Source organism: Tumidithrix elongata BACA0141 (assembly GCF_036349135.1).
GTDB classification, from domain to species: domain Bacteria; phylum Cyanobacteriota; class Cyanobacteriia; order Pseudanabaenales; family Pseudanabaenaceae; genus Tumidithrix; species Tumidithrix elongata.
In genome coordinates this window covers 1-21,559 of sequence record NZ_JAZBJZ010000093.1, presented here as the reverse complement: position 1 = coordinate 21,559, position 21,559 = coordinate 1, and the positions used below count along the sequence as shown (strand labels likewise).

The 21,559-nt window shown below is 44.5% G+C and carries 21 protein-coding genes and 1 pseudogene; 14 read left to right on the top strand and 8 right to left on the bottom strand.

Features of this window, described 5'->3' with window-relative positions:
* The first annotated feature begins 186 nt into the window (after nucleotides 1-186).
* Nucleotides 187-1,053 (top strand): Rpn family recombination-promoting nuclease/putative transposase, encoded by an 867-nt coding sequence (locus V2H45_RS18865; protein ID WP_330485224.1) that lies wholly within the window; start codon nucleotides 187-189, stop codon nucleotides 1,051-1,053.
* A gap of 344 nt (nucleotides 1,054-1,397) precedes the next feature.
* Here the strand turns inward: V2H45_RS18865 and rnhA are convergent, their stop codons facing one another.
* Nucleotides 1,398-2,309 (bottom strand): ribonuclease HI, encoded by a 912-nt coding sequence (rnhA, locus tag V2H45_RS18860; RefSeq protein ID WP_330485223.1) that lies wholly within the window; start codon nucleotides 2,307-2,309, stop codon nucleotides 1,398-1,400.
* A 104-nt stretch (nucleotides 2,310-2,413) separates the two neighbouring features.
* Entirely contained in the window at nucleotides 2,414-3,709 is a 1,296-nt protein-coding gene (locus V2H45_RS18855) for a glycosyltransferase family 4 protein (RefSeq protein ID WP_330485222.1), read from the bottom strand.
* Nucleotides 3,710-4,129: 420 nt separating this feature from the next.
* On the opposite strand from V2H45_RS18855, the gene V2H45_RS18850 reads away from it, so the two are divergent.
* Nucleotides 4,130-5,026: a metal ABC transporter permease gene (locus V2H45_RS18850; RefSeq protein WP_330485221.1), complete on the top strand. Its 897-nt coding sequence runs from the start codon at nucleotides 4,130-4,132 to the stop codon at nucleotides 5,024-5,026.
* Between the two features lie 18 nt (nucleotides 5,027-5,044).
* Here V2H45_RS18850 and V2H45_RS18845 read toward each other — a convergent pair whose 3' ends face one another.
* The 3 genes from V2H45_RS18845 to V2H45_RS18835 are packed head-to-tail and all read right to left on the bottom strand — an operon-like array spanning nucleotide 5,045 to nucleotide 7,603.
* Complete coding sequence (locus V2H45_RS18845; RefSeq protein WP_330485220.1) at nucleotides 5,045-5,479, bottom strand: QcrA and Rieske domain-containing protein; 435 nt, start codon at nucleotides 5,477-5,479, stop codon at nucleotides 5,045-5,047.
* Between the two features lie 45 nt (nucleotides 5,480-5,524).
* The gene (locus V2H45_RS18840) at nucleotides 5,525-6,667 is read right to left on the bottom strand and encodes an ABC transporter ATP-binding protein (RefSeq protein WP_330485219.1); all 1,143 of its coding nucleotides are present in this window, start codon (nucleotides 6,665-6,667) and stop codon (nucleotides 5,525-5,527) included.
* A 45-nt stretch (nucleotides 6,668-6,712) separates the two neighbouring features.
* Nucleotides 6,713-7,603, bottom strand: a complete 891-nt coding sequence (locus V2H45_RS18835; protein WP_330485218.1) for a M48 family metallopeptidase — start codon at nucleotides 7,601-7,603, stop codon at nucleotides 6,713-6,715.
* Nucleotides 7,604-7,808: 205 nt separating this feature from the next.
* Between V2H45_RS18835 and V2H45_RS18830 the strand changes: the two genes are divergently transcribed.
* From V2H45_RS18830 to V2H45_RS18805, 6 genes and pseudogenes are all read left to right on the top strand, one after another.
* Nucleotides 7,809-8,864, top strand: coding sequence for a pentapeptide repeat-containing protein (locus V2H45_RS18830; RefSeq protein WP_330485217.1), 1,056 nt, complete (start codon nucleotides 7,809-7,811; stop codon nucleotides 8,862-8,864).
* A 414-nt stretch (nucleotides 8,865-9,278) separates the two neighbouring features.
* Complete coding sequence (locus V2H45_RS18825; protein WP_330485216.1) at nucleotides 9,279-9,992, top strand: aldehyde oxygenase (deformylating); 714 nt, start codon at nucleotides 9,279-9,281, stop codon at nucleotides 9,990-9,992.
* Between the two features lie 33 nt (nucleotides 9,993-10,025).
* Entirely contained in the window at nucleotides 10,026-11,045 is a 1,020-nt protein-coding gene (locus V2H45_RS18820; protein WP_330485215.1) for a long-chain acyl-[acyl-carrier-protein] reductase, read from the top strand.
* Between the two features lie 143 nt (nucleotides 11,046-11,188).
* A pseudogene (locus V2H45_RS25680) lies at nucleotides 11,189-11,768 on the top strand (Uma2 family endonuclease).
* 93 nt (nucleotides 11,769-11,861) lie between these two features.
* Nucleotides 11,862-13,361, top strand: a complete 1,500-nt coding sequence (malQ, locus tag V2H45_RS18810) for a 4-alpha-glucanotransferase (protein ID WP_330485213.1) — start codon at nucleotides 11,862-11,864, stop codon at nucleotides 13,359-13,361.
* Between the two features lie 89 nt (nucleotides 13,362-13,450).
* Nucleotides 13,451-14,182 carry a Uma2 family endonuclease gene (locus tag V2H45_RS18805; protein WP_330485212.1) on the top strand — a complete coding sequence of 244 codons (732 nt, stop codon included), beginning with the start codon at nucleotides 13,451-13,453 and terminating at the stop codon, nucleotides 14,180-14,182.
* A 3-nt stretch (nucleotides 14,183-14,185) separates the two neighbouring features.
* On the opposite strand, the gene V2H45_RS18800 is transcribed toward V2H45_RS18805, so the two are convergent.
* Nucleotides 14,186-15,826 carry a tetratricopeptide repeat protein gene (locus tag V2H45_RS18800; RefSeq protein ID WP_330485211.1) on the bottom strand — a complete coding sequence of 547 codons (1,641 nt, stop codon included), beginning with the start codon at nucleotides 15,824-15,826 and terminating at the stop codon, nucleotides 14,186-14,188.
* A gap of 122 nt (nucleotides 15,827-15,948) precedes the next feature.
* Between V2H45_RS18800 and V2H45_RS18795 the strand changes: the two genes are divergently transcribed.
* Together V2H45_RS18795 and V2H45_RS18790 are read left to right on the top strand one after the other, a co-directional pair.
* A complete protein-coding gene (locus V2H45_RS18795; RefSeq protein ID WP_330485210.1) occupies nucleotides 15,949-16,638 on the top strand; it encodes a pentapeptide repeat-containing protein in 690 nt (229 codons plus the stop codon).
* Nucleotides 16,639-16,653: 15 nt separating this feature from the next.
* Nucleotides 16,654-17,325 (top strand): pentapeptide repeat-containing protein, encoded by a 672-nt coding sequence (locus tag V2H45_RS18790; RefSeq protein WP_330485209.1) that lies wholly within the window; start codon nucleotides 16,654-16,656, stop codon nucleotides 17,323-17,325.
* Between the two features lie 256 nt (nucleotides 17,326-17,581).
* Here V2H45_RS18790 and V2H45_RS18785 read toward each other — a convergent pair whose 3' ends face one another.
* Entirely contained in the window at nucleotides 17,582-18,340 is a 759-nt protein-coding gene (locus V2H45_RS18785; RefSeq protein ID WP_330485208.1) for a Uma2 family endonuclease, read from the bottom strand.
* A 139-nt stretch (nucleotides 18,341-18,479) separates the two neighbouring features.
* Between V2H45_RS18785 and V2H45_RS18780 the strand changes: the two genes are divergently transcribed.
* Nucleotides 18,480-18,611, top strand: a complete 132-nt coding sequence (locus tag V2H45_RS18780; protein WP_330485207.1) for a hypothetical protein — start codon at nucleotides 18,480-18,482, stop codon at nucleotides 18,609-18,611.
* Nucleotides 18,612-18,621: 10 nt separating this feature from the next.
* Here V2H45_RS18780 and V2H45_RS18775 read toward each other — a convergent pair.
* Nucleotides 18,622-19,763 (bottom strand): IS630 family transposase gene (locus tag V2H45_RS18775; protein WP_330485206.1). Its coding sequence is split into 2 segments (ribosomal slippage): nucleotides 18,622-19,322 and nucleotides 19,322-19,763, totalling 1,143 coding nucleotides; the frame shifts between segments, so codons are not numbered across the junction.
* A gap of 99 nt (nucleotides 19,764-19,862) precedes the next feature.
* On the opposite strand from V2H45_RS18775, the gene V2H45_RS18770 reads away from it, so the two are divergent.
* The 3 genes from V2H45_RS18770 (at nucleotide 19,863) to V2H45_RS18760 (ending at nucleotide 21,517) form a co-directional block, all read left to right on the top strand.
* The gene (locus V2H45_RS18770) at nucleotides 19,863-20,279 is read left to right on the top strand and encodes a hypothetical protein (protein ID WP_330485205.1); all 417 of its coding nucleotides are present in this window, start codon (nucleotides 19,863-19,865) and stop codon (nucleotides 20,277-20,279) included.
* A 146-nt stretch (nucleotides 20,280-20,425) separates the two neighbouring features.
* Nucleotides 20,426-20,857: a hypothetical protein gene (locus V2H45_RS18765; RefSeq protein ID WP_330485204.1), complete on the top strand. Its 432-nt coding sequence runs from the start codon at nucleotides 20,426-20,428 to the stop codon at nucleotides 20,855-20,857.
* Nucleotides 20,858-20,908: 51 nt separating this feature from the next.
* On the top strand, nucleotides 20,909-21,517 hold the full coding sequence (locus tag V2H45_RS18760; protein ID WP_330485203.1) for an SMI1/KNR4 family protein: 609 nt from the start codon (nucleotides 20,909-20,911) through the stop codon (nucleotides 21,515-21,517).
* Nucleotides 21,518-21,559 lie beyond the last annotated feature (42 nt).

Below are 21,559 nucleotides of genomic sequence, written 5' to 3'. Positions count from 1 at the left end.
CCCTTTACGCAAAGATCTCTAGGCGTTGCATTTCATCCTTGAATTGGCGCTTTTTGAAAATGGTATAACCTATCGTTCCAGAAATCTCCATCCAAATGGGCAAGCAATTTTCTCAAACTTGTGAGCGATCATTTGAGCTATGGATTGACTCCTTCTCAAACACCCTTGAGATGATAAAATTCTACGATGATCGACAACATCTGTAAATTCCTCGCAGAGACCTTCCCCACCGACTTCGCCAATTGGCTACTCGGCAAAGCGATCCTTCTAACCAAACTCGAACCCTCTGAACTCTCAGTCGAGCCAATTCGTGCCGATACCGTGATATTTCTCGAATCAACAGAAATCATCCTGCATATCGAGTTCCAGACCGAACCAAATCAAAATATCCCCTTCCGCATGGCAGATTATCGACTGCGGCTGTATCGTAAATTTCCCGATAAACAAATCCATCAAGTCGTCATCTACCTTACCCCCAGCCAATCCCCCCTAGTCTATGAAACCACATTTAACATTGGCACGCTAAACCATCAATTTAACGCGATCAGACTATGGGAGCAGCCCACAGAAATATTTCAGCGATACCAAGGACTCTTCCCCTTTGCCACATTATCTCAAACCCAAAATCCTGAAGAGATATTAAAACAAGTTGCAAGGCAAATTGAAAATATCCAAGATAAGCAGGTACAAAGTAACGTAGCTGCATCGACCGCTATAATATCAGGTATAGCCTTAGACAAGGAAATCATCCAAAGACTACTAAGGAGCGAAATTATGAAGGAATCAGTAATTTATCAGGAAATTTTGCATGAGGGGCTAGCTGAGGGTGAGGCTAGAGGTCTAGCTAAAGGCAAAGCTGAAGGTATAGCCGAGGGCGAGGCTAAAGCGTCTAACCAAATCGCTTTAAATATGCTGCGTTCCAACATTGCCCTAGATGTAGTTGCCCAATTGACAGGACTAACCCTTAAACAAGTCCAAAAACTACAAAAGCTTTCGGCAAAACAGACCAAGCCAACTAAGTCATCAAAGCCCAAGCGCCGGGACGCATCCTGAAAGCGATCGCAGCTTAAGGAAAAATAGCCTTATTAAGTAGCGATCGCCTATTTTTAATAATAATTCATGCACCTGCAAGTCAGCAACGTAGGGTACGTTCATGAAATGAAGCACACCAAACAAGTTTATTGGAGCGATCGCAAATAAAGAGATTCTCTCATGTTGGCAAAGATTATACCAATTTGATTGAGGGTACTACAGATATGCATTTAGTGAGTTCCAATGGTTCAAACTGAGTAGTCAACTAGCGGAGCCATTGGAGGAAATTTCTGTTTGAGGATATTTTGCGATTGGAAGAATAGAAGAGTTAGAGCCGAAGAGCGAATTTATCTCACCGATTATTTCTATCCACTATAGCTAGTTGAATAACTCCGTGCGATCTCATCGCAACGTTCGTTATCGGGATCGCCTGAGTGACCCTGTACCCATTCCCATTGAATTTTGCTTGAATTTAAGCGATCTAAGATTTGCCAGAGTTCTTGATTTTTGACTGGTTTATTGTCTTTGGTCTGCCAGCCATTTTTCTTCCAGCCCTTAATCCACTTGGTGATGCCATCGATTACATATTTACTATCGGTGTAGAGCGTAATTGGCTGAGTTTGTCCCTGCTTTGCATAAAACTCTAAAGCAGCGATCGCTGCTTGCATTTCCATTTGGTTATTGGTCGTATCTTTTGTACCTCCGCCCAGTTCTTTAACAGAGCCATCCCCAAAATGGACAACCACTCCCCATCCCCCTGGACCCGGATTTTTAGAGCAAGCGCCATCAGTATGAATACTTGTAATTTGAGTGGAAGAATTAGGAGTGGAACTAGATGCAATCGCAGGTTTCACCTCTGGAATTTCCTTCCTGACTACAACTAGTTCTCTCTCTTTCTGCTCATTCTTTTCGCTATCTTTTTTTTGGCAGCGCACGACCTCGACCGCGACTGAACCTTGAAAATTAGGAATCGGTGGATGTTTGATCACGCGCAATTGCACTTGTTCAATTTTTGGGTCTTCTAAAAGGCTCTCTGCGATCGCACCTGCTAGTCGTTCGATTAGCTTAAACTTAGAGGTTTGAATCAGGTGCTCAATTTTGCGAATGCTCGCACGATAATCAAGGGTATCTTCGAGGCGATCGTTGAGTGAAGCGGCTTCAAAATCTACCCACATCGTGGCATCAACTTCAAACCATTGTCCTAAAACATTTTCTTCAGGTAACAAGCCCACATAACCGTAAGCGCGCACACCTTTAAGGTAGATTTTATCTGTCATATTTAGTTAGTTTTTGGTTATCGGTTATTGGCTATCGGGCAATAATATCAATTATTTTTATTTTATGTTCTCCAAACCAACAACTGACTGCTGACAAGCATTTCCTAATCAATTAACGTGGGCTGCGTTGGCATTTCATCAACGCCCCCCCTTTTTAGCCTAGACTTATTAGCTGGTCTAGCTTGTGGTAATCCGATCGCTTTTAAATATAGAGGGATGGCGTGCTCAAGCGTGAAGTTTTGCTCAAAATAGCTACGGGCATTTTTGCCAAGATAATCTTGCAATGAGTGATTTTGTGAAAGCATCCAAATATAGTCAGCTAATCCTTGAGCGTCACCATTACTAAAACATTGACCGCAATTTCCTTGCTCGATAATTTGTCGAATATAGGAATCTGGCGGACAGATCGCAGCCACAGGTCTGCCAGTTGCGAGTGTGCCATACAACTTCGATGGAGCTACAACTCCCTCTACATTCGCCTTTAAACTTACCAAAGATAAATCGCAGGCAGTTAGAGAATAAGGCAGAACTTCGTGATCTTGATAGGGAAGTTTGATCGTATTTGGCAATTCTCCTGCGTCGATCGCGGCTTGGATGCGGTGACTGCCCACCCCACCCCCGATGAAAACGAACTTAATCTGGGGGCGATCGCATAATAGACGAGCGGCTTGCATAAGGGTGATTTCATCATGGCAGCGTCCCAAATTGCCTGAATACAGCACGATAAATGCATTAGTTAAACCATGTTCTTGAATAAACCAATTTCGTTCTTTGGCAAGGGGCTTAATAAATTCATTGTCAGCCCAACTATGAATCACATGGATTTTGTCAGCAAGTTCTCTATGACGCTGAATCAATAGCTGTTTCATGGGTTCGCTTAATACGACTAGCGAGTTGGCTCGTCGCCATACTCTTAGGTTAATGGCTTCCCAAATCTTGACAATCCATTCATCGCGCCTAACCACATTTAATCGCACGGCAACTTCGGGATAGATGTCGTAGATCAAGCAGGTATAGGTGTGACCGCATAGCTTATTGTAAAACCAGCCAATCAATCCTAAAAACGGTGGGGCAGTTGTAATAATTAAATGCGAACCTCTTGCGACTTTGGTTCTAAATTTAATTGCACAGCGAACCCAGAACAACAGACTGCTAATCAGCTTACCTCGAATGCGTCTGGGCATGACTTCGGTTGAGCCTGTTCGATTGACCAATACTCCATTGCGATATTCTTGTCGGTCTACATCCCTTTGTTTAAAGGCATAGCTAGGCATTCCTGTAAACACATTGATACTGTATCCTTCCTTAACCAAAGCACATGCTAAGTCATGCACAAATTGCCCTGTCGCCGCATAATCTGGTGGGTAAAACTGCGTAATGATACTGATGCTCGGCTTCAAGTCAGAACACTCCCTAAACATTAGGATGTCAAAGACGACCAGACTGACACGATCTGGCGCGTAAATGAGAAATTAACTAGCCCAATAATTATGAAATCTTTAACGGATGCAGCTTAGAATACCCCCACCTCAGACATACATTTCAGTATGCGCTGAAGTTTTTTCGTAATTCAATCAATCAGCTCTCAAACGATGCGATATTTCCACGCTGACTCAACACTGGGGCTCAGATTATCACATCCGTTGGTACTTGAAAAGTCATTGGTCAAGCCTTAAGACTGCTGGAAAGATTCCTTATAGGTTTCCTGACATTGAGGTTGCCGCAGTCTTTAATTTCTGGCTCTATAAAATCATGCATCACCCAATATAGTAATCTGAGAATGATTATCATTGCTTGCATTGCGATCGCAGGTGGGTTTTATGTGGGAAAAATTGCTTGAGCCATTGAGCTATGGATTTATGCAAAATGCTCTAGTAATTGGCATTTTAATCGGCATTCTTTGCCCCATTGTTGGTACATATCTAATCGTGCAACGTATGTCCCTGCTGGGCGATGTCATGGCACATTCGGTATTGCCCGGACTGGCGATCGCATTTTACCTGCGTGTAAATATTTTGATTGGGGCATTTGTCTCAGGCATTATTAGTGCCTTTCTAATTGCTTGGATTCGTACCCAAACCCGTGTCAAGGTAGATGCGGCAATGGCATTAATCTTTTCTAGCTTTTTTGCACTGGGTGTCATGCTGATTACCCTTTTACGCAACAAGTTAGATCTAGATAGCTTTTTGTTTGGCGATATTCTCGGCGCCACAGTTGAAGATGTCTGGCGAACTGCAATCATTACAGCGATCGTGCTGGCATTGATCAAACTGTTTTATCGGGTGCTCTTGTATTACACCTTCGATCCCTTGGGGGCACAAGCGATCGGGTTGCCCACAGGTTTCATTTATTTAGGATTAATGTCAGCGATCACCCTGACCATTATTGCCAGCATGCAAACAGTCGGTGTGGTTTTGGTGGTGGCAATGCTGATTGGCCCAGGGATTACGGCTTATCTTTTGGTCAAACAGCTACACCATATGATGCTTTTGGGAGCTGGAATTGGCGCTATTTCCAGCATCGTCGGGCTATATATCAGCTACTACTCAAATACCCCCTCTGGACCAGCGATCGTACTGGTGAGTTTTTCATTATTCATCCTTGCCCTCATGTTTAGCCCTTCTCAAGGAATTTTGACTCGTCCAGAAATTGGAAGTCGCTCCAATAAAACTTTGCAAAGTCTAAGGGCAATCATAAAAAATAGCCTTAGAATTTAAGTTCTATTGGGGTTTTAGCTATTTAGAAGCAATCAAAACTTGACCATTTTCTACTTTCACAGCATAGGTCGCCAGTGGTTCCTTTGCAGGCTTTTTACGAACGCTACCATCGGGCGCAAATACAGCACCATGGCAGGGACAGACAAACTCGCCATCTTTCCAATCTACCGTGCAGCCCTTATGGGTACAGGTAGAATTGAACGCCAAGGGCGTAGTAGGATTGTTGCGATCGCGAATGACTAAAACACCGTCTGCTTTAAGTTGCCCATCTTTCTCTAGTTGTGCCACGCTTCCCACAGCACGGAAGCTACTTTTAGGTGCAGAGGTGGTTGTAGCCGTCGTCGATGGGGACGGAGTAGTTGCTTGATCGTTTGAGCAAGCGGTTAATAGGGTAGGAACCCCACTAAATAACCATCCAAGTCCAAACCAAGAAAGAACTTTACGGCGATTCATAATTATTTTTGATTTTTAGATAGGTTTTGTATTGTACGGGAGAAATCATGCCAATCTGATTCCTGTTTCGGGAGCAAATAGGAATAAATCGTCAGAACTGAAAGAGACATCAATCAGGTCATTCGGCGCAGGAATCGATGCAAGAATCCGAGAAGAAATAGAATGGATTTTGATTTGTATGACTTGTGCAGGATCGTCGGGCAGACAAGCCCGAATTAGTGTTTCACTGCCCAATGGTTCCACAATTACAACACGTAAAGTTAGTAATATAGAACTACTGCCATTGCGGTGGGATTCACCCTGCAAAGAATCGCTTTCCAAGGGAACTAGATTTAGGTTCTCAGGACGAATTCCAATCAGAACCTTTTGATCTTGCGCCGATTGTAGCAGCGATCGCCATGGTTCGGGACAGGTGAAGTTTTGTTCGCCGATTGTAAGCAGTTCGTCTTGATAGATAGCTGAGATCGCATTCATGGGTGGGCTGCCTAGAAATGTCGCAACCATGAGATTTTGGGGCTGATAGTAGATTTCTGCTGGCGTGCCAATTTGCTGAATTCTGCCACGATTGAGTACGACGATGCGATCGGCGAGCGTCATCGCTTCTGTCTGATCGTGGGTGACATAAATCATCGTAATCCCCAATTTTTGATGCAACAGTTTCAGCTCGGCACGGGTGTCATCTCGCAACTGGGCATCGAGATTCGATAGGGGTTCGTCTAACAAGAATACCTGCGGTTCCCTTGCGATCGCCCGTCCTAAAGCTACCCGTTGTTGTTGCCCCCCCGATAGTTGGGTCGGTTTGCGGTTTAACAGATGATCGATACTGAGAGACTTTGCCACGACCTGCACCCGATCGCTGATTGTATTCGGGTCAGCCTTGCGCATCTTTAGCCCAAAAGCCAAGTTCTCTGCCACGGTCATATGCGGGTAGAGGGCATAGTTCTGAAACACCATTGCCACATCTCTTTGACGGGCAGGAATTTGATTGACTAAGCGATCGCCGATGGTAATATTGCCAGCCGTAGGTGTCTCTAAACCCGCGATCATGCGTAAAATCGTAGACTTGCCACAACCCGAAGGGCCCACAAACACCCAAAATTCACCATCGGGAATATCGAGGTTGATGTCTTCGATGCCATCAGAGCCTGCCCATCGCTTTGCAATTTTCTCTAGCTGTACCTGCGCCATGGTGAAAATCTGTTACTACTTGAAATATTGGTGAATATTCAATTATTAACGATAGCGCGATCTCCAGATACTCTGATATTCTCGGTCGTTTAAGCCACCACCCGCACTTGCCAAATTATTTTGACGAATTAGTTCGTTCAGGGCATTAATGCGATCGGGTGTTGCAGGGTGAGAATTTAAAAAGGCAGGTGTGCCACCCCCAGAGTTTACTAACTTCTGCATAAAAGCAGGCATGGCTTGAGGGGCAAATCCCGAGCGGGATATCGTTAATAAGCCACGGCGATCGGCATCAAACTCATCTTCGCGACTCAGGGGTAATTGCAGAGCCAGTTGTGCTCCTAGACCAACTAACTGATCGTTCTCCACACCGATTGCTGTGGCAATCCCTTGGGTGATCGCAGCTTGCTTCATTTGTTCCAAAGCGTGCCGACCACCAATATGTCCCATTTCATGGGCAATCACACTGGCGAGTTGGGCAGCGTTGTCGGCTGATGCGATCGTACCCGTGTTGATATAGACAAAGCCCCCCATCGTAGCGAAAGCATTAATGCTGTTATCCTCTACCACTTGAAAGGTATAGGGAATGTTGGGGCGATCGCTATTGGGCACGAGCATTTCACCCAGCCTCCTGACCAATCGAATCGCATTGCGATCGCGGCTAATACGAACCTGTTGCGAGATTTGAGCATTGATCTGGCGACCCAGATTTACTTCATCATTATCAGAGACATTGGAAAGCTGAATCACTTGGATTGCCGAGGGCAAAATCCGAAATAAGTCACCAAAATCTAGCGCGATCGCCGAACTTGGGCTTAAATTGATCGCTAACAGAGTTGTCAATAAAAAAGCGATCGCAAATCTCTGATAACGGCGCAGCCCAACCGCAACGAATTGCTGTACAAACTTGATTAGAGATGTAAACCAGTTAACTACCACAGCCACCTCAACGCTTTAGCTAATATTGTTTAAAAAATAGGTTATTGAGTTGTTAAAGAAAGCGTCTTGCTTTGACTAGATCGCAGAATCTCTTTTAGCAACTTTAAATCAATTGGACTTGTGTTCTTATAGAAAGGTTCCTCCTGTACACTCATTGTAGTATTGCCTTCATCAAGTCACAGCCGATCACACCTAAAATTTAGCCATGGATGCCAATGAATTGTTAAGTCGATATGCCACAGGAGAAACGGACTTTAGTGGTGCCGAGCTCAGTGGGGTACGTCTTGGTGGAGCCAATCTCAGTCGAGCAGATTTATTGGATGTAAATTTCGCCAAAGCCTACTTACATAGTGCAACCTTTATTTTTTCCTGTCTAACCCGTGCCAACCTCCGTGGAGCTGTGTTGATCAACGCAAAACTTGGCGGTGCCAACTTAAATTTGGCAACGTTAAGTACTGCGAATATGAGCAATGCTGATTTGCATGGAGCAATGCTACAGAGTGCCAACCTATATGGAGCCAACTTGACCCTAGCCAACCTAATGGATGCCAATTTAATTGATGCTGACCTGCGAGCAGCCAATCTTAGGGGCGCAAATCTTGCAGGTGCATGCTTACGTGGGGCAAATCTGCGCCAAGAAAGGAGTATGGGGGAGCAACAAGGCATGGAACTGAAAAAGAAACGGAATATCAGCGACCTCAGTAATTCAGATTTACGCAAAGCCGATCTGAGGGGGGCAAATCTTACAGGAGCCGATCTCAATAAATCTGACTTAAGCGGCGCAAATTTACAAGAGGCAACCTTGAGCGGCACAAATTTAACTGAAGCAAAACTAAATGGGGCAAATCTTAAAGGTGCGTTTTTGTCTGAAGCAAACCTAAGTTATGCCTCCTTGACCGGAGCCATCATGACAAATGCAAAGTTAGAACGCGCGATTTTAGTTGGTGCCGACCTTACAGGGGTAAGTTTAAATTCTTCGGTAATGCCCGATGTTAAAGCTAGTCGCATCAAGCTCAAGGGGGCAGACCTCACGGATGTGAAGCTGACTCGTGCCGATCTGAGCCGTGCCGATTTGAGTGGTGCTATTTTGATCGGTGCCAATTTAATCGAAGCTTATTTAGCTAGAACTAACCTAAGTTATGCCAATCTAACCAATGCCTTGCTCAATCGTGCTGAATTAAGCAGTGCGAACCTAGTTGGGGCAGAATTACGCGGTGCAACAATGCCCGATGGCAAGATAAATTGTAATTGCTCAACCTAGAAGGAATCAGGGTTTCAGCCTATAAATTGTCTCAAAAACTAGCTAAATGACACCATTCTCATTTGTCAAACGATAATTTGCTGATATATAGATAAAATAGAGGTAAAATCGACTTTTTGACAGTCATTTTTTGTTGATTTTACTAAGTTGAGCAATTACGATAAATTAAATTCGCGATCCGTTTTCTTAATCCCCCTCAGAAATGGGATTGTCTCAATCGTTTGGTAGAGATTGTCCTGTAAGAATGCCTATATCTGCATAATTTTTCTTTTTTAGGCAATAATCTAAGTTGCAGAAGCCATACTTAAAGTCTTTGAAATTGGGCTAGCAGCCCGTACAGAAAATACTATCTTGATGCAAGCAGGTATGGCATAAAATAACTTAAGTTAACTTTTGTTGAATTTTTAAAAAACTATGGGGCAATCTATGATGGGTCAGCAGATGGAAATGACCGCAACAATTGATTTTCAAACTGAAACCTATCGAGATGCCTACAGTCGGATCAACGCGATCGTGATTGAAGGAGAGCAAGAAGCCTATAACAATTACATGCAACTGGGCGAATTTTTGCCCGAGCAAAAGGAAAATTTGGCAAAGTTGGCAAAAATGGAAGATCGCCACAAAAAAGGATTTATTGCCTGCGGTAAGAATCTGAATGTAGTTCCTGACATGGAGTTTGCCAAACTGTTTTTTTCCTCTCTCCATGGTAATTTTCAGAAAGCAATTCAAGAAGGCGGCTTGGTGACCTGCCTGCTAATTCAATCTTTGATTATTGAGTGCTTTGCGATCGCTGCCTACAACATCTATATCCCTGTCGCAGACCCCTTTGCGCGCAAAATTACCGAAGGCGTGATCAAAGATGAATATCTGCACCTTAACTTTGGTGAAGAATGGCTAAAAGCAAATTTTGCGACCTCAAAAGCAGAGCTAGAAGTAGCCAATCGCCAAAATCTACCCTTGGTGTGGAAGATGCTCAACCAAGTTGCTAAAGATGCTAAGGTTTTGGGCATGGAGAAAGAAGCCTTGGTAGAAGACTTCATGATCCAGTATGGGGAGAGTCTCGGTAATATTGGTTTTAATACCCGTGAAATCATGAAAATGTCCGCAATGGGTTTGATTCCTGCATAATTTCTTTTTAGCTGTTGCTTTAATTTTTGACAAATGTTTGGTTTGATAGGGCATCTTACAAGTCTGGCTCACGCTCAAGCTGTGGCAAAGGACTTAGGTTTTGAAGAATACGCTGAGCAAGATTTAGAGTTTTGGTGCAGTGCACCGCCTCAGATTGTCGATAACATCAAAGTTACTAGCATTACTGGTCAGCAAATTGAGGGGCGATATGTCGAGTCTTGCTTTTTGCCAGAAATGCTTGCGGGGAATCGCGGTAAAACTGCAGTGCGCAAAATTCTAAACGCCATGGCACACGCCCAGAAATATGGCATTGACATCACAGCATTGGGCGGCTTCTCATCGATTATTTTTGAGACCTTCAATCTCAGCCAAATGCGTCAGGTTCGTAACATTCAACTGGAAATCGAACGCTTTACCACTGGAAACACCCACACTGCCTACATTATTTGCCGTCAAGTCGAAGAAGCCAGTCGCAAATATGGCATTGACTTATCAAAAGCGACGATCGCTGTTTGTGGTGCTACAGGAGACATTGGTAGCGCCGTCTGCCGCTGGCTAGATACCCGCACAGAGATTAAAGATTTGATTTTAGTGGCGAGAAATCAAGATCGCTTGGTGGAATTGCAAGCGCAACTAGGTCGCGGCAAAATCATGGGCATCGAGCAAGCATTACCCCTTGCCGATATTGTCGTTTGGGTTGCAAGTATGCCCAAAGGGATGGAAATCGATCCCTCCACCTTGAAACGTCCTTGTATTTTGATTGATGGGGGCTATCCCAAAAATATGTCAACCCAGATTCAGCAGCCAGAAGTCTATGTGATTAATGGCGGCATTGTCGAGCATAGTCTCGATATTGACTGGAAGATTATGAAAATTGTGAATATGAGCACCCCCGCGCGCCAGTTGTTTGCCTGCTTTGCTGAATCTATGCTCTTAGAGTTTGAGGGTTGGCATACCAATTTCTCTTGGGGACGCAATCAAATCACCGTTGAGAATATGGAAAAGATCGGTCGGGTTTCAATCAAGCATGGATTTAAACCTCTGATCGCCTGATCTGTCATAATTCATAATATCTGGCAGAAGCAGTCAAGGATTTGGAGGTTTCTTTTGTGCCTGTAAAAATTGCGGCGGGAAACGCATCCGTAGGAATCGCTCAAATTTAGCTAGAGCAAGGGCAGCGAGTTACGCTCGATCGTATTAGCTGGCAAGAATTTGAGACAATTTTAGAGGATTTAGGCGAACATCGCCATTCACACATTGCCTATTACAAAGGAGTGTTAGAAATTCGGATGCCGTTGTCCGAACACGAACGCGCTAAGGTTTTGATCTCGCATTTACTTAGTAGTTTTATTGGATGAACTGGGTTTAGAGTGGGAATCTTTAGGCTCTTCTACCTTTAAGAACCAGAATATGAAGGCTGGAATCGAACCCGATGATTGCTTCTATATCCAGAACTATAAAGCAATGATTGGCAAAAAACGACTCGATCGCTAGATCGATCCTGTTCCCGATTTAGCGATCGAAGTGGATTTAACTTCCAATACGCAAGTGAGTGCCTATGAAACTTTAGGTGTTCCTGAGATCTGGCGATTGAAGGAGGGTAAGTTAGAAATTAATCTGTTGAATCAGGGGAAATACGTTAGCGCTTCAACAAGTCTTAGCTTTCCATCCATACCCGCAGTTGAAGGTATTTCGCTGTTTTTAGAAAATAGTATGAATATGCCCATGAGTGCCGTTAGACGAGAGTTTCGGCAATGGGTTCTACAGCAACTTTAACGAATTAAATTGACCATTAGGCAGATCTCTAATGTAGAGTAGAACTGGATTTTAAATTTTTTCAGTTCACTTCAAATTTTAACGGTTGCCTATATGCCATTTCAGCGTGCTAGTGGAGTTTTGCTGCATCCTACTTCCTTACCAAGTCAGTTTGGCATTGGCGATTTGGGACAGTCAGCCTATCAGTTCATTGACTTTCTTGCCAAAAGCGGACAAAAACTGTGGCAAGTGCTTCCACTAGGCCCTACAGGGTATGGCAATTCTCCCTACATGAGCTACAGCGCGATCGCAGGCAATCACCTCCTGATTAGTCCCGAACTCCTCGTAGAACAAAACCTACTCACCGAGGCAGATTTTGAGGATGTGCCAGAGTTTGCGGCGGATCTCGTTGATTTCGATCGCGCAATTCTCTACAAAATGCAATTACTGCAAATCGCCTACGATCGCTTCCAAGAACGGTTTAAGGATCGAGGCAGCAATGAATATGACCAATTTTGCGCAGAAGAAGCAAAGTGGCTAGATGATTATGCGCTATTTATGGCATTGGTGGAGCAGAATCCATCGGTAACTTGGAATAACTGGGATAAAGCGATCGCCCATCGTCAACCAGAAGCGATCGCTGCCAAGACTGAAGCTTTAGGCGATCGCATAGGGTTCCATAAGTTTTTGCAGTTCCAGTTCTTTCAGCAATGGCTGACACTCAAAAAATATGCCAACGATCAGAATATTCAAATTATTGGCGATATTCCCATCTATGTTTCTCACCATAGTGCGGATGTCTGGGCTAATCCCGCCAACTTCGCCTTGGATCCAGACACCTTTGAGGTAGACATGATGGCTGGCGTGCCACCAGACTACTTTAGCGAGACGGGACAACTATGGGGAAATCCTGTCTATAACTGGGAATACCTACAAGAAACTGAATTTGCTTGGTGGATCGAACGATTTAAGTTTTTGCATCGCTATGTAGACCTGATTCGCATCGATCACTTTCGAGGGTTTGAAGCCTTTTGGCAAGTTCCCGCAGGGGAGATAACCGCTATTCATGGCGAATGGCAAAAGGCTCCTGGCACAGAGCTATTTGAGAAGCTGAAAGAAGTACTGGGAAGCCTGCCGATTATGGCGGAGGATCTAGGTATCATGACCCCAGAAGTGGAGGAACTAAGGGATAGATTTGAATTCCCTGGAATGCGCGTTCTGCTTTTCTCCTTTGGTGGCGGTCCCGACAACTTCCATTTACCGCACCACTATCCTAAAAATAGTGTGGTGTATACAGGTACGCACGATAACGATACGGCAGTAGGTTGGTGGCGACGCGCTAGTAAATACGAGCGAGAACTATTCCACAAATACATCGTTGGCTATGCAGCGGGAGAAGAAATCAATTGGGTGCTGATTCGCCTCGCCATGGCATCAGTTTCCAATCAGGCGATTATTCCTTTGCAAGATATTTTGGGCTTAGACAATAGCGCTCGCATGAATATCCCCGGAACATCTTCTGGGAACTGGGATTGGCGGTTTAACGATCTAGAATTACTTTCAGATCAGCTTAGCGATCGCCTGCTAGAAGTGACCCGTTTGTATAGTCGATAAATAAAGTGGCGATCTTTGCGCCAAATCTGTTGACGATGCGATCGCCTATAATGCAAGTAAGATACCTAGGATGCTTTTGAGGTTAGCTCATGCTTCAAATAGATCGCAGCCACCTACCCACTAGTGACGAATTAATCAGTTCCGACGATACACCTGTGGATAACGAAGACCAGAATTTTATCCCAAACGTTCTGCTATTTTTGCTGGAATATATCTGGGAGAGTCGAGATGACTGGTATTTCGGCGTGGATATGGGTATTTACCACACAACAGGCTTAAATCCGAAAGTTCCTATCGTGCCAGATGGCTTTTTGAGTTTGGGAGTGGAGCGACGTAAAGGTGGCGGATCGCGCAAGAGCTATGTGGTTTGGGAAGAGCAAGATATCGTTCCCATGTTTGTATTGGAAGTCGTATCCCAAACACCTGGGGGCGAATATGATGAGAAGTTGTCAATTTACACCAAGTTAGGCGTGAAGTATTACGCGATCTACAATCCTAAATTTTGGCGTAGAGATGGACATTTACCCTTAGAAGTCTATAAATTGGTGGAAGGGGTTTATCAGTTGCAGTTGGGCGAACCTTTCTTTATGCCAGAAATTGGCTTAGGGATCGGACGCTGTGTATTGCCAAACGATCGCTTAAAACGAGAAGTTTTGAGCTGGTTTGACGAACGGGGTGATCGCTATTTAAGTGCAGAAGAATGCGAACGACAACGGACAGAACATGAGCGCCTAGCAAAAGAGCAAGCGCTGCAAAGGGCTGAATGGTTGGAAGCACTATTGCGATCGCAAGGCATCAATCCCAATCGGTTACCTGAATAGAAACTAGTTTTTAGGGGGAGTGGGCGGAGGTGCAGGCTTGAGTCGTTGTGCCACAATTTCTTTATTCACCAAGGCTTGAGATTGGGTTGGGTTGAGTTTGAGCGCTTGCTCAAAAGATGCCAGAGCTTCAGGATTACTGCCGATCGCCATCAGGGCTAGCCCTCTGCCCGTCCAGTAGTCCGCATTTTTGACATCGTAATTTAGGGCATAGTTATAGGCTGACACCGCTTCTTGGAAGCGATCTAAAGACATCAGCGCTAAACCTCGATTAAACCAAGCCGCTCCAGATTTAGGATTGATCGCGATCGCTTGGTTGCTGGCAGTGAGAGATTCTTGATAGCGTCTCAGTCGCCACAATAGGGCACTTTTATTCACCCAAATATCTGCCAAGGTGAGCTTGTTACCGATATTGGCATCGCCCGCGATCGCCTTATCGTATGCCATCAGCGCTTCATTCGATTGTCCTTGAGAGGCAAGAATGCGCCCATGATTAAACCAAGCACTAGAGGAGTTTTGATTGAGCGCGATCGCTTGATTGGTCGAAGATAGAGCCTCTGAGAATCTGCCTAAGTACCACAGGGTTCCACCGCGATTGCTCCAAAATTCAGAATAGTTGGGTTTCAGCGCGATCGCCCGATTTGCCGAGGCAAGAGCCTCTTCATAGCGTCCCAATCCACTCAGCGCACTCCCTCGCTGATCCCAAGCTAAGCCCGCGCCTAACTCATTCCATTGCTGATCGCCTTCTTGAATCGCGGCTTCGCAAGCTGCTAGAGCTTCTTTATATTGTCCCAGTTGGTTGAGTGCGGCACATTTGTTGGCTAGGGCGAGGGAATATTTGGCATTCGCTTTTAATGCCCATTCTTGAGAAGCTAGTGCTTCTCCATACCTTCCCAACTTCCATAGAACCATACCCTGCTCTGTCCAAGCCACAGGATCTAAAGGTTTGATCGCCAAGGCTTTATCGTAGGCAAATAGAGCCTCGTCAAAATGTTCTAGTTTGCGTTGAATTCTACCGCGATTGGCCCAAGCGCTCGCAGGTGAGCCATTGCCCCAGTTCGCGTTGACCTTGATCGCTTTTTCGCAGTCTTTAAGAGCTTCGGGATCGCGATCGAGACTGGATAGAAGTTCGCACCGATCGGCTAGAGCGATCGAGTAATTGGGTTTGGTCTGAATTGCCCAGCCCAGAGATTCTAAAGATTCGGCAGGCTTGCCCGATCGCTTGAGGGTGACGGCTTGGTTGTACCAAGCTTCGGCAGGTGAGGTCTCACCCCAGTTTTTGTCCAGCCGCAAAGCCGTCTCGCAAGAGGTGAGGGCATCGTCGTAGCGTTCGATTTCGTTGAGCGCACCGCAGCGTTTGGTTAAAATCTCAGAGTTAATCGGGTCGAGGCGCAGAAAGCGATCGTAGGAAACCACCGCTTCTGTATACATTGCCAGAGCCACCAGAGAATGTCCGCGTTCTGCCCAAGCGATCGGCTCGTTGGGATTGATCGTGATGGCTTGATCGCAAGCGACAACCGCTTCTTTAAACTTTTTCGACTTCCCTAAAGAACTGCATAAAGCCGCCCAATAATCAAAGTCCTGCAATTTATCCTGCGCCCTTGCTACATAGGGGCAGGCAAGGTTAAGAATCAAAAGCGAGAACATAAAAAGAACTATATTCTGCCTGTTTTTTAGCTTGAGAGAATGTAAAAAAGCGTACAAAATCTTCTAGCTCCTTGGCTCTGAATCTTAATCGTTTATACTTAAATTTATCATTGTATATGCCTATGCAACGTCCCATCCCTCGAACTTCACTGCTACTGACCTTGGCACTGAGCCTCTTGGCTGAGATCGATACTTTCGGCATTCAGCCTGCGATCGCTAACTTGATCGACAATATCGAAGTCCTACAGGAAACCAATGCCTGTGTCGAGTGTCAGCTTGGTAAAGCTAACTTGAGCGATAGCAAATTTAGCGGAGCCGATCTGTATAACGCTGACCTAACGGAGGCAAATCTCAAAAATACCGACCTTTCCAACGCCAATCTTATAAACTCGGCACTGGTCAATGCCAACTTGCGGCGATCGAATCTCAGTGGGGCGAATCTCAGAAAAGCAAACTTGGGGAGGGTAAATCTGCTCAATGCCAATTTAAAAGGCACAAATTTAACGCTTACTAACCTTGTGAATTCTAACCTCAGTGGTTCCGATCTGACGAGTGCAGATTTGAGTGGGGCTAGCCTATGGCGAGCGAATTTGAGTAAGACCATTTTGATCGATACGGCGATGACAGGAGCTAACTTGACCAATGCCACGCTCAAAGATGCCTTGCTGGACGAAAAGACGTTGAATGGGGCCAAGCTATGCAACACCACGATGCCTGACGGCACGATTGAGAATAAGGACTGTCTCCCAGAAAAGAAACCAGAGCAAAAAACAGATCAGAATTCAGACCAGAATTCAAACCCCAAACCCTAACACCTCACAAATCCTATGATGCGTCCCTTCATTTGTGCTGGAATTCCTGCGATCGCCTATTTGTCCCTATGTTTCTCAGTTGCCGCCGATCCGCTCAGCGATCGCCTTCAGGCAGATAACCGACAGCTCTTGATCGAGACCAATCGCTGTCATGGCTGCGATCTGCGGAATACCGATCTCAGCGGACTGAAACTGGTGGGGGCAAACTTACGAAATGCCGATCTCAGAGGCACAAACCTACGCAGTACCGATTTGCGAGGAGCCGATCTGCGGGGTGCAACGGCAGCAACGGCTGATTTTAGCTACGCCGATTTGCGGGCGGCTGACTTTAGACGTACCGATCTCAAAGATGCCAACCTCAGCAATACCCACTTAGCCAATGCCCTATTTAAGAATGCCGATCTCTCGCGAGTCAACTTTAGCAATGCCTATTTGTACGGGGGCGTAGATACATTTACCTCTGCTCACCGTATTGCCGATCTGGAAGCGGCAAATTTAACAGGAGCCAACCTCAGCAACGCCAACTTTAGTTTTGCCAATCTGAGTAGCGCCAATTTGAATGGCGTTAACCTGCGCGATGCCAATCTGGACAATGCCAACCTAGACAACGCTAACCTCAATGGTGTGAATCTATGCAATACCACCATGAGCGATGGCACTGTTAATAACCGAGATTGCAAGTTTTAACGAAATCTTAAACGATTACAGTGGTTAGACTACACATCTACTTTTTTACTGCTTTACTGCCGATTCCCTTGGGGATGCGTACCGCCACTCTTTGTAGTCTTTGAATTTGTTTTAGAGTCAGCCCTGCTGATGGCGAATCTGCTCTTGAATTTGCAGACGGTTTCTGCATATATGCCCATCACGGTGTAAGGGTGTTTGGCAGTTAGTAAAAGTGTCCTATACAAAAGCGATCGGTTAGGAATATGGAAGCGATCGCTTATGGAATTTCATCGAGATTAACTCCAAGCGATATGAGATATGCTGCAAGCCTCTCCTTTTCATTCCGTTCTTGAGCAGCGATCGCTTCCGCTTCACGCCTAGCTTGTTGCTCAAACGATCGCTCCAATTCAGCCTGATATCTAGCTTGTTCCGCCTCAGCATAAGACCTTAAAATCTGATTAGAGATCGGGTCAAAGAAACGAAATTTCTTATCTGGATACAAATGCAAATCTAAACCCAACACTTCACTATGAAGCGACAAAGTACCATCAGGCAAAGTTAAAGCAGCGATCGGAACATACTTCGCATTCTCCAAACGCACTCCTTGTAAAGAAGTAGGCTTTAAATATTCGCCCGAAGGATCGTACTGAAAATATTCCTTTACGCCTAAATCTCGATAAATTAATGGATTTTCCTTACGGTCTTTCGTTACCGTTCCCTTAGAAGTAACTTCCAAAACAAAATCAGGTGCTTTTCCGCCATCTTTCCCAATTGTATAACTAACTCTATCTTCGTTGCTCATGCCAAAGACCACAAAAAGATCTGGTGAGACTCTTTTTTCCGCCAGATCTTCTTCATAACGGATAAATAGATTTCCAGAAACGTAGATATTCTGTTGTTTCTCAAACCACAGCCTTAATGCCTCGGTTGTATAGCTTAAATTTCGCCGCTGTTTATCACCTTCGGGCATCGGCTCAAAGTCCTCATCAGGGAGTTCTATTTTTGAAGTTAGCTTGCGATTACCCGAAATTGTCATAGCGGTACTCCAAGTCAGGTCAGAGTTGTCTATAATTTAGCATATTTCATGCTGAGTACGAGGCAAATGGAAATGTCGTAGCAGCGCTGCCCTACTGTGACAACGCACGAGTTATAGCTATATTGATGCCTTAAATCGCATGACCCAAAACACGCAGGGGAATAAGCGGGTAGATTATGCCTACAATGCCCTGAGCCAAGTCACGAATAAGAAGCGTTATGCTGACAGTATGGGTACAAATCTGGTTGCCGAGACAAATCACACCTACTAGCATGTCTAGGCTAAAATTGTGGGTAAAGATGATGCAGTTTTATACGTGCATCTTCAGTTGAAAATTGCCACTTGACTTGCGCATGAGACTGATTGCGCTCCTGTTGCCAAGCTTGTAGTTCTTTTTCTAGTGTGACCTCATCAGGGATGCGACGATCTAAACATTGTTGATGAAGTACACTCAATTCGATTTCAGCAATGTTCAGCCAACTACCATTGCGGGGCGTATAGTGAATTTCCAGTCGCCGCGCTAGTCGATGAGCTTCTTCGGCTGGAAAGGTCTCATACAACGAGCCAATATGATGGGTATTGAGGTTGTCACAAACCAACTTCACCTTACGGACATTGGGGTATTCCACATCGAGGACATGTCGGATTTCGTGTGCCCACTCAATGCGGGTACGATGCTCATAACTTTTAACCCGCCGCCAACCTCGAAAGGGGTCAATGAACAAAAACACCGGGCGAGTGCCTCTGCGATCGTAGTGATAGTCTTCTTTGGCATCTTGTCCCGGTTCGAGCGCCAGCGACGGCACCACATCGGCTTGTAGTTCAACCACAGCTTCATCCATACAAATTAAAGGTTCCTCTGGGTTGTAGGGAGTGGTGTAAACGTCAAGCACCTCTTCCATCTGTGCAATGAATCGAGCTGTATCTTTTTCAGCAATACAGTAGCGTTGTTTCTTCCAGGGTCTTAATTCATTTTTTTTAGACTCTGTCGCACGGTTTCTCGACTAATCTCTGTCACAATGCCACGCTGCTTTAATTCATTGACTAATAAACTCAGCGTCCAGCGAACTCGACCTGTCGGTGCTTCTGAGCAGCAAATCGCCACCAAATGAGCATGTTTTTCCCCGTCTAATTTAGGCGGAGTGGGGGGTGTCAGACGTGGACACCTTTCTAGTGCTGGAACTTCTCCTGCACAGACAAACCGCTTGCGGATGTTGGCAATTGTATTGACATGGAGTCCCAACGCTTCGCTAATTTGAGCATCAGTCCATCGTCCTTCGGGATGCTCTTGGTCTGCCATCAACAGTACGCGAGCGTGCAAAACCTTTTTGACGGGAGCAGTCCCATTCCGACTAATATCCTTCAGACGTTGACGTTGTTCTTCACTCAAACAGACTTTGTTTTTAATGTTGGGATTACTCATAAAGGGAGCCTAGGAGGATTTATCCACAATTTTAGCCTAGACATGCTACTACGATAATTTAGATCGTCCGACGGATATTGTGCATAAAAAAGTGCGAATGTGATTTCGTCTTACACGCAAGCCTATGATGCCAAGAGCCGCATTACGGGTGTCACCAGTGGTGATGGTAGTTCTAATTTCACCTATGACAATACGGATCAACTTACGGGAGCCGATTATAGTTTCCAGACGGATGAGAGTTATACCTATGATGACAATGGCAACAGAACCAATGCGGGTTATGTCACGGGTGTAAACAATCGCCTATTGGAAGATAACAAGTATCGCTATGAGTATGACCTTGTTGGCAATAGAACGAAGCGGACTGATAAGTTGACGGGTGAGGAGACAGATTATGGTCGGGATATTCGCGATAGAATGACTGGTATTGTTGTAAAGAATTCGCTGGGAGCAATTATTAGAACTACTCAATATACCTACGATGTCTACAATCAGCGGATCGCGAAGGGTGGATAGAGGGCTATAATTGGGCGCAAAATCGAGATATTGTAGATGTAAGGGGAAAATTTGGATTCAAATATGATTACGGTATTATGCAAATGCTAAATTACACTCAGTAGTTACAAACAAGAAGTCCTAGTCTATTCTTATAAGGAGTTTTTATGCAAAGTTGGCAACTTATTCCATTTATAGGAATTGAGTGTCATCTAGGTCTGTTAAGAATAGGAATGGCGATAGAAGAAGTAGAAGCGATTATTGGCAATAATTGTTTCTACCTCACTGATAACATCGGGGAAACTGGTTGCAGCCTAAGGAACCATTATGAATACGAGGATAATTACAAACTTGATAGCATTGAATTTTTTGATGGAAGTCTTCGTTTTGAAGATATAGAACTATGCAACACAAATATTTCTGATTTAACGAAGTCTTTCCAATTGAAAGGGTACAATTTGTATTATCCAAGCACTATAGATGTGGGTCAGTTTTGTCCAGAACTATGTATTGGAATCACATGTGATGGTGATGTTGGAGGAGAAACTAATAATGTTGAGTTCGTAACCATATATCACAACATACCTGCTTTGTGGTAAGTAACAAGTAGGGTCAGTAGATCGAAAATCACTCCAGAGAGGATAAATTTAATGACATCTAAATGGCAAAATTTATTGGAGCGAACTGAAGTTGCTGAAGGGCACAAAATTGCACCTTGTAGCGAAGCAGAAATTTTAGAGGTTGAAACTGGTCTCAATATTACTCTACCCAGTGACTATAAAGCTTTTAGTAAGGTTTTTGGCGGGGGGCAAATAGGAGATTGTTGTATCAGACGGCTCGATTGTGAATATTTATCATTCACTGATTGGAATAAAGAAATTATAAAAGAACACAAAGAAGTTATCGAGTTTTTAGATTTAGATGTGGAGGTTTTCGGGATCGTTGAAAATGTCGTCAATACTGGCTTTTACTTTGGTGAAGTCATTGGATATCAATTTCACTTTTACTTCGATCTCCACTCCTACAGTTTAGCAGATATGAGTTGCGATATATATCTGATATCGTTTGAATCTCGCTTTGGATTCTATGAGTTAGGTCGTGACTTTTTTTTATTCATCAATAATTTTGCATTTGGGGAAAATGAAGATGACATTTTAGGACTGATTCAAAAGGATGGTATTAACAGTTCTATGAACCGTGAAGCTATAGTGCGTTCTTTAAATCGATCTCCAAAAATATTTACTCCAGGGCACCTCTAAAAATCAGTCAGAGACGAAAAACGAAAATAAAAAGAGAGAAGA

Bases quoted from the DNA above. Each gene is read 5' to 3' on its own strand.
- V2H45_RS18825 (WP_330485216.1), top strand. From the start codon at position 9,279: ATGGGGCAATCTATGATGGGTCAGCAGATGGAAATGACCGCAACAATT.
- V2H45_RS18795 (WP_330485210.1), top strand. From the start codon at position 15,949: ATGCAACGTCCCATCCCTCGAACTTCACTGCTACTGACCTTGGCACTG.
- V2H45_RS18850 (WP_330485221.1), top strand. From the start codon at position 4,130: ATGTGGGAAAAATTGCTTGAGCCATTGAGCTATGGATTTATGCAAAAT.
- V2H45_RS18865 (WP_330485224.1), top strand. From the start codon at position 187: ATGATCGACAACATCTGTAAATTCCTCGCAGAGACCTTCCCCACCGAC.
- V2H45_RS18765 (WP_330485204.1), top strand. From the start codon at position 20,426: ATGCAAAGTTGGCAACTTATTCCATTTATAGGAATTGAGTGTCATCTA.
- V2H45_RS18840 (WP_330485219.1), bottom strand. From the start codon at position 6,667: ATGGCGCAGGTACAGCTAGAGAAAATTGCAAAGCGATGGGCAGGCTCT.
- V2H45_RS18785 (WP_330485208.1), bottom strand. From the start codon at position 18,340: ATGACAATTTCGGGTAATCGCAAGCTAACTTCAAAAATAGAACTCCCT.
- V2H45_RS18845 (WP_330485220.1), bottom strand. From the start codon at position 5,479: ATGAATCGCCGTAAAGTTCTTTCTTGGTTTGGACTTGGATGGTTATTT.
- malQ (WP_330485213.1), top strand. From the start codon at position 11,862: ATGCCATTTCAGCGTGCTAGTGGAGTTTTGCTGCATCCTACTTCCTTA.
- V2H45_RS18830 (WP_330485217.1), top strand. From the start codon at position 7,809: ATGGATGCCAATGAATTGTTAAGTCGATATGCCACAGGAGAAACGGAC.
- V2H45_RS18805 (WP_330485212.1), top strand. From the start codon at position 13,451: ATGCTTCAAATAGATCGCAGCCACCTACCCACTAGTGACGAATTAATC.
- V2H45_RS18820 (WP_330485215.1), top strand. From the start codon at position 10,026: ATGTTTGGTTTGATAGGGCATCTTACAAGTCTGGCTCACGCTCAAGCT.
- V2H45_RS18780 (WP_330485207.1), top strand. From the start codon at position 18,480: ATGACCCAAAACACGCAGGGGAATAAGCGGGTAGATTATGCCTACAAT.
- rnhA (WP_330485223.1), bottom strand. From the start codon at position 2,309: ATGACAGATAAAATCTACCTTAAAGGTGTGCGCGCTTACGGTTATGTG.
- V2H45_RS18800 (WP_330485211.1), bottom strand. From the start codon at position 15,826: ATGTTCTCGCTTTTGATTCTTAACCTTGCCTGCCCCTATGTAGCAAGG.
- V2H45_RS18760 (WP_330485203.1), top strand. From the start codon at position 20,909: ATGACATCTAAATGGCAAAATTTATTGGAGCGAACTGAAGTTGCTGAA.
- V2H45_RS18790 (WP_330485209.1), top strand. From the start codon at position 16,654: ATGATGCGTCCCTTCATTTGTGCTGGAATTCCTGCGATCGCCTATTTG.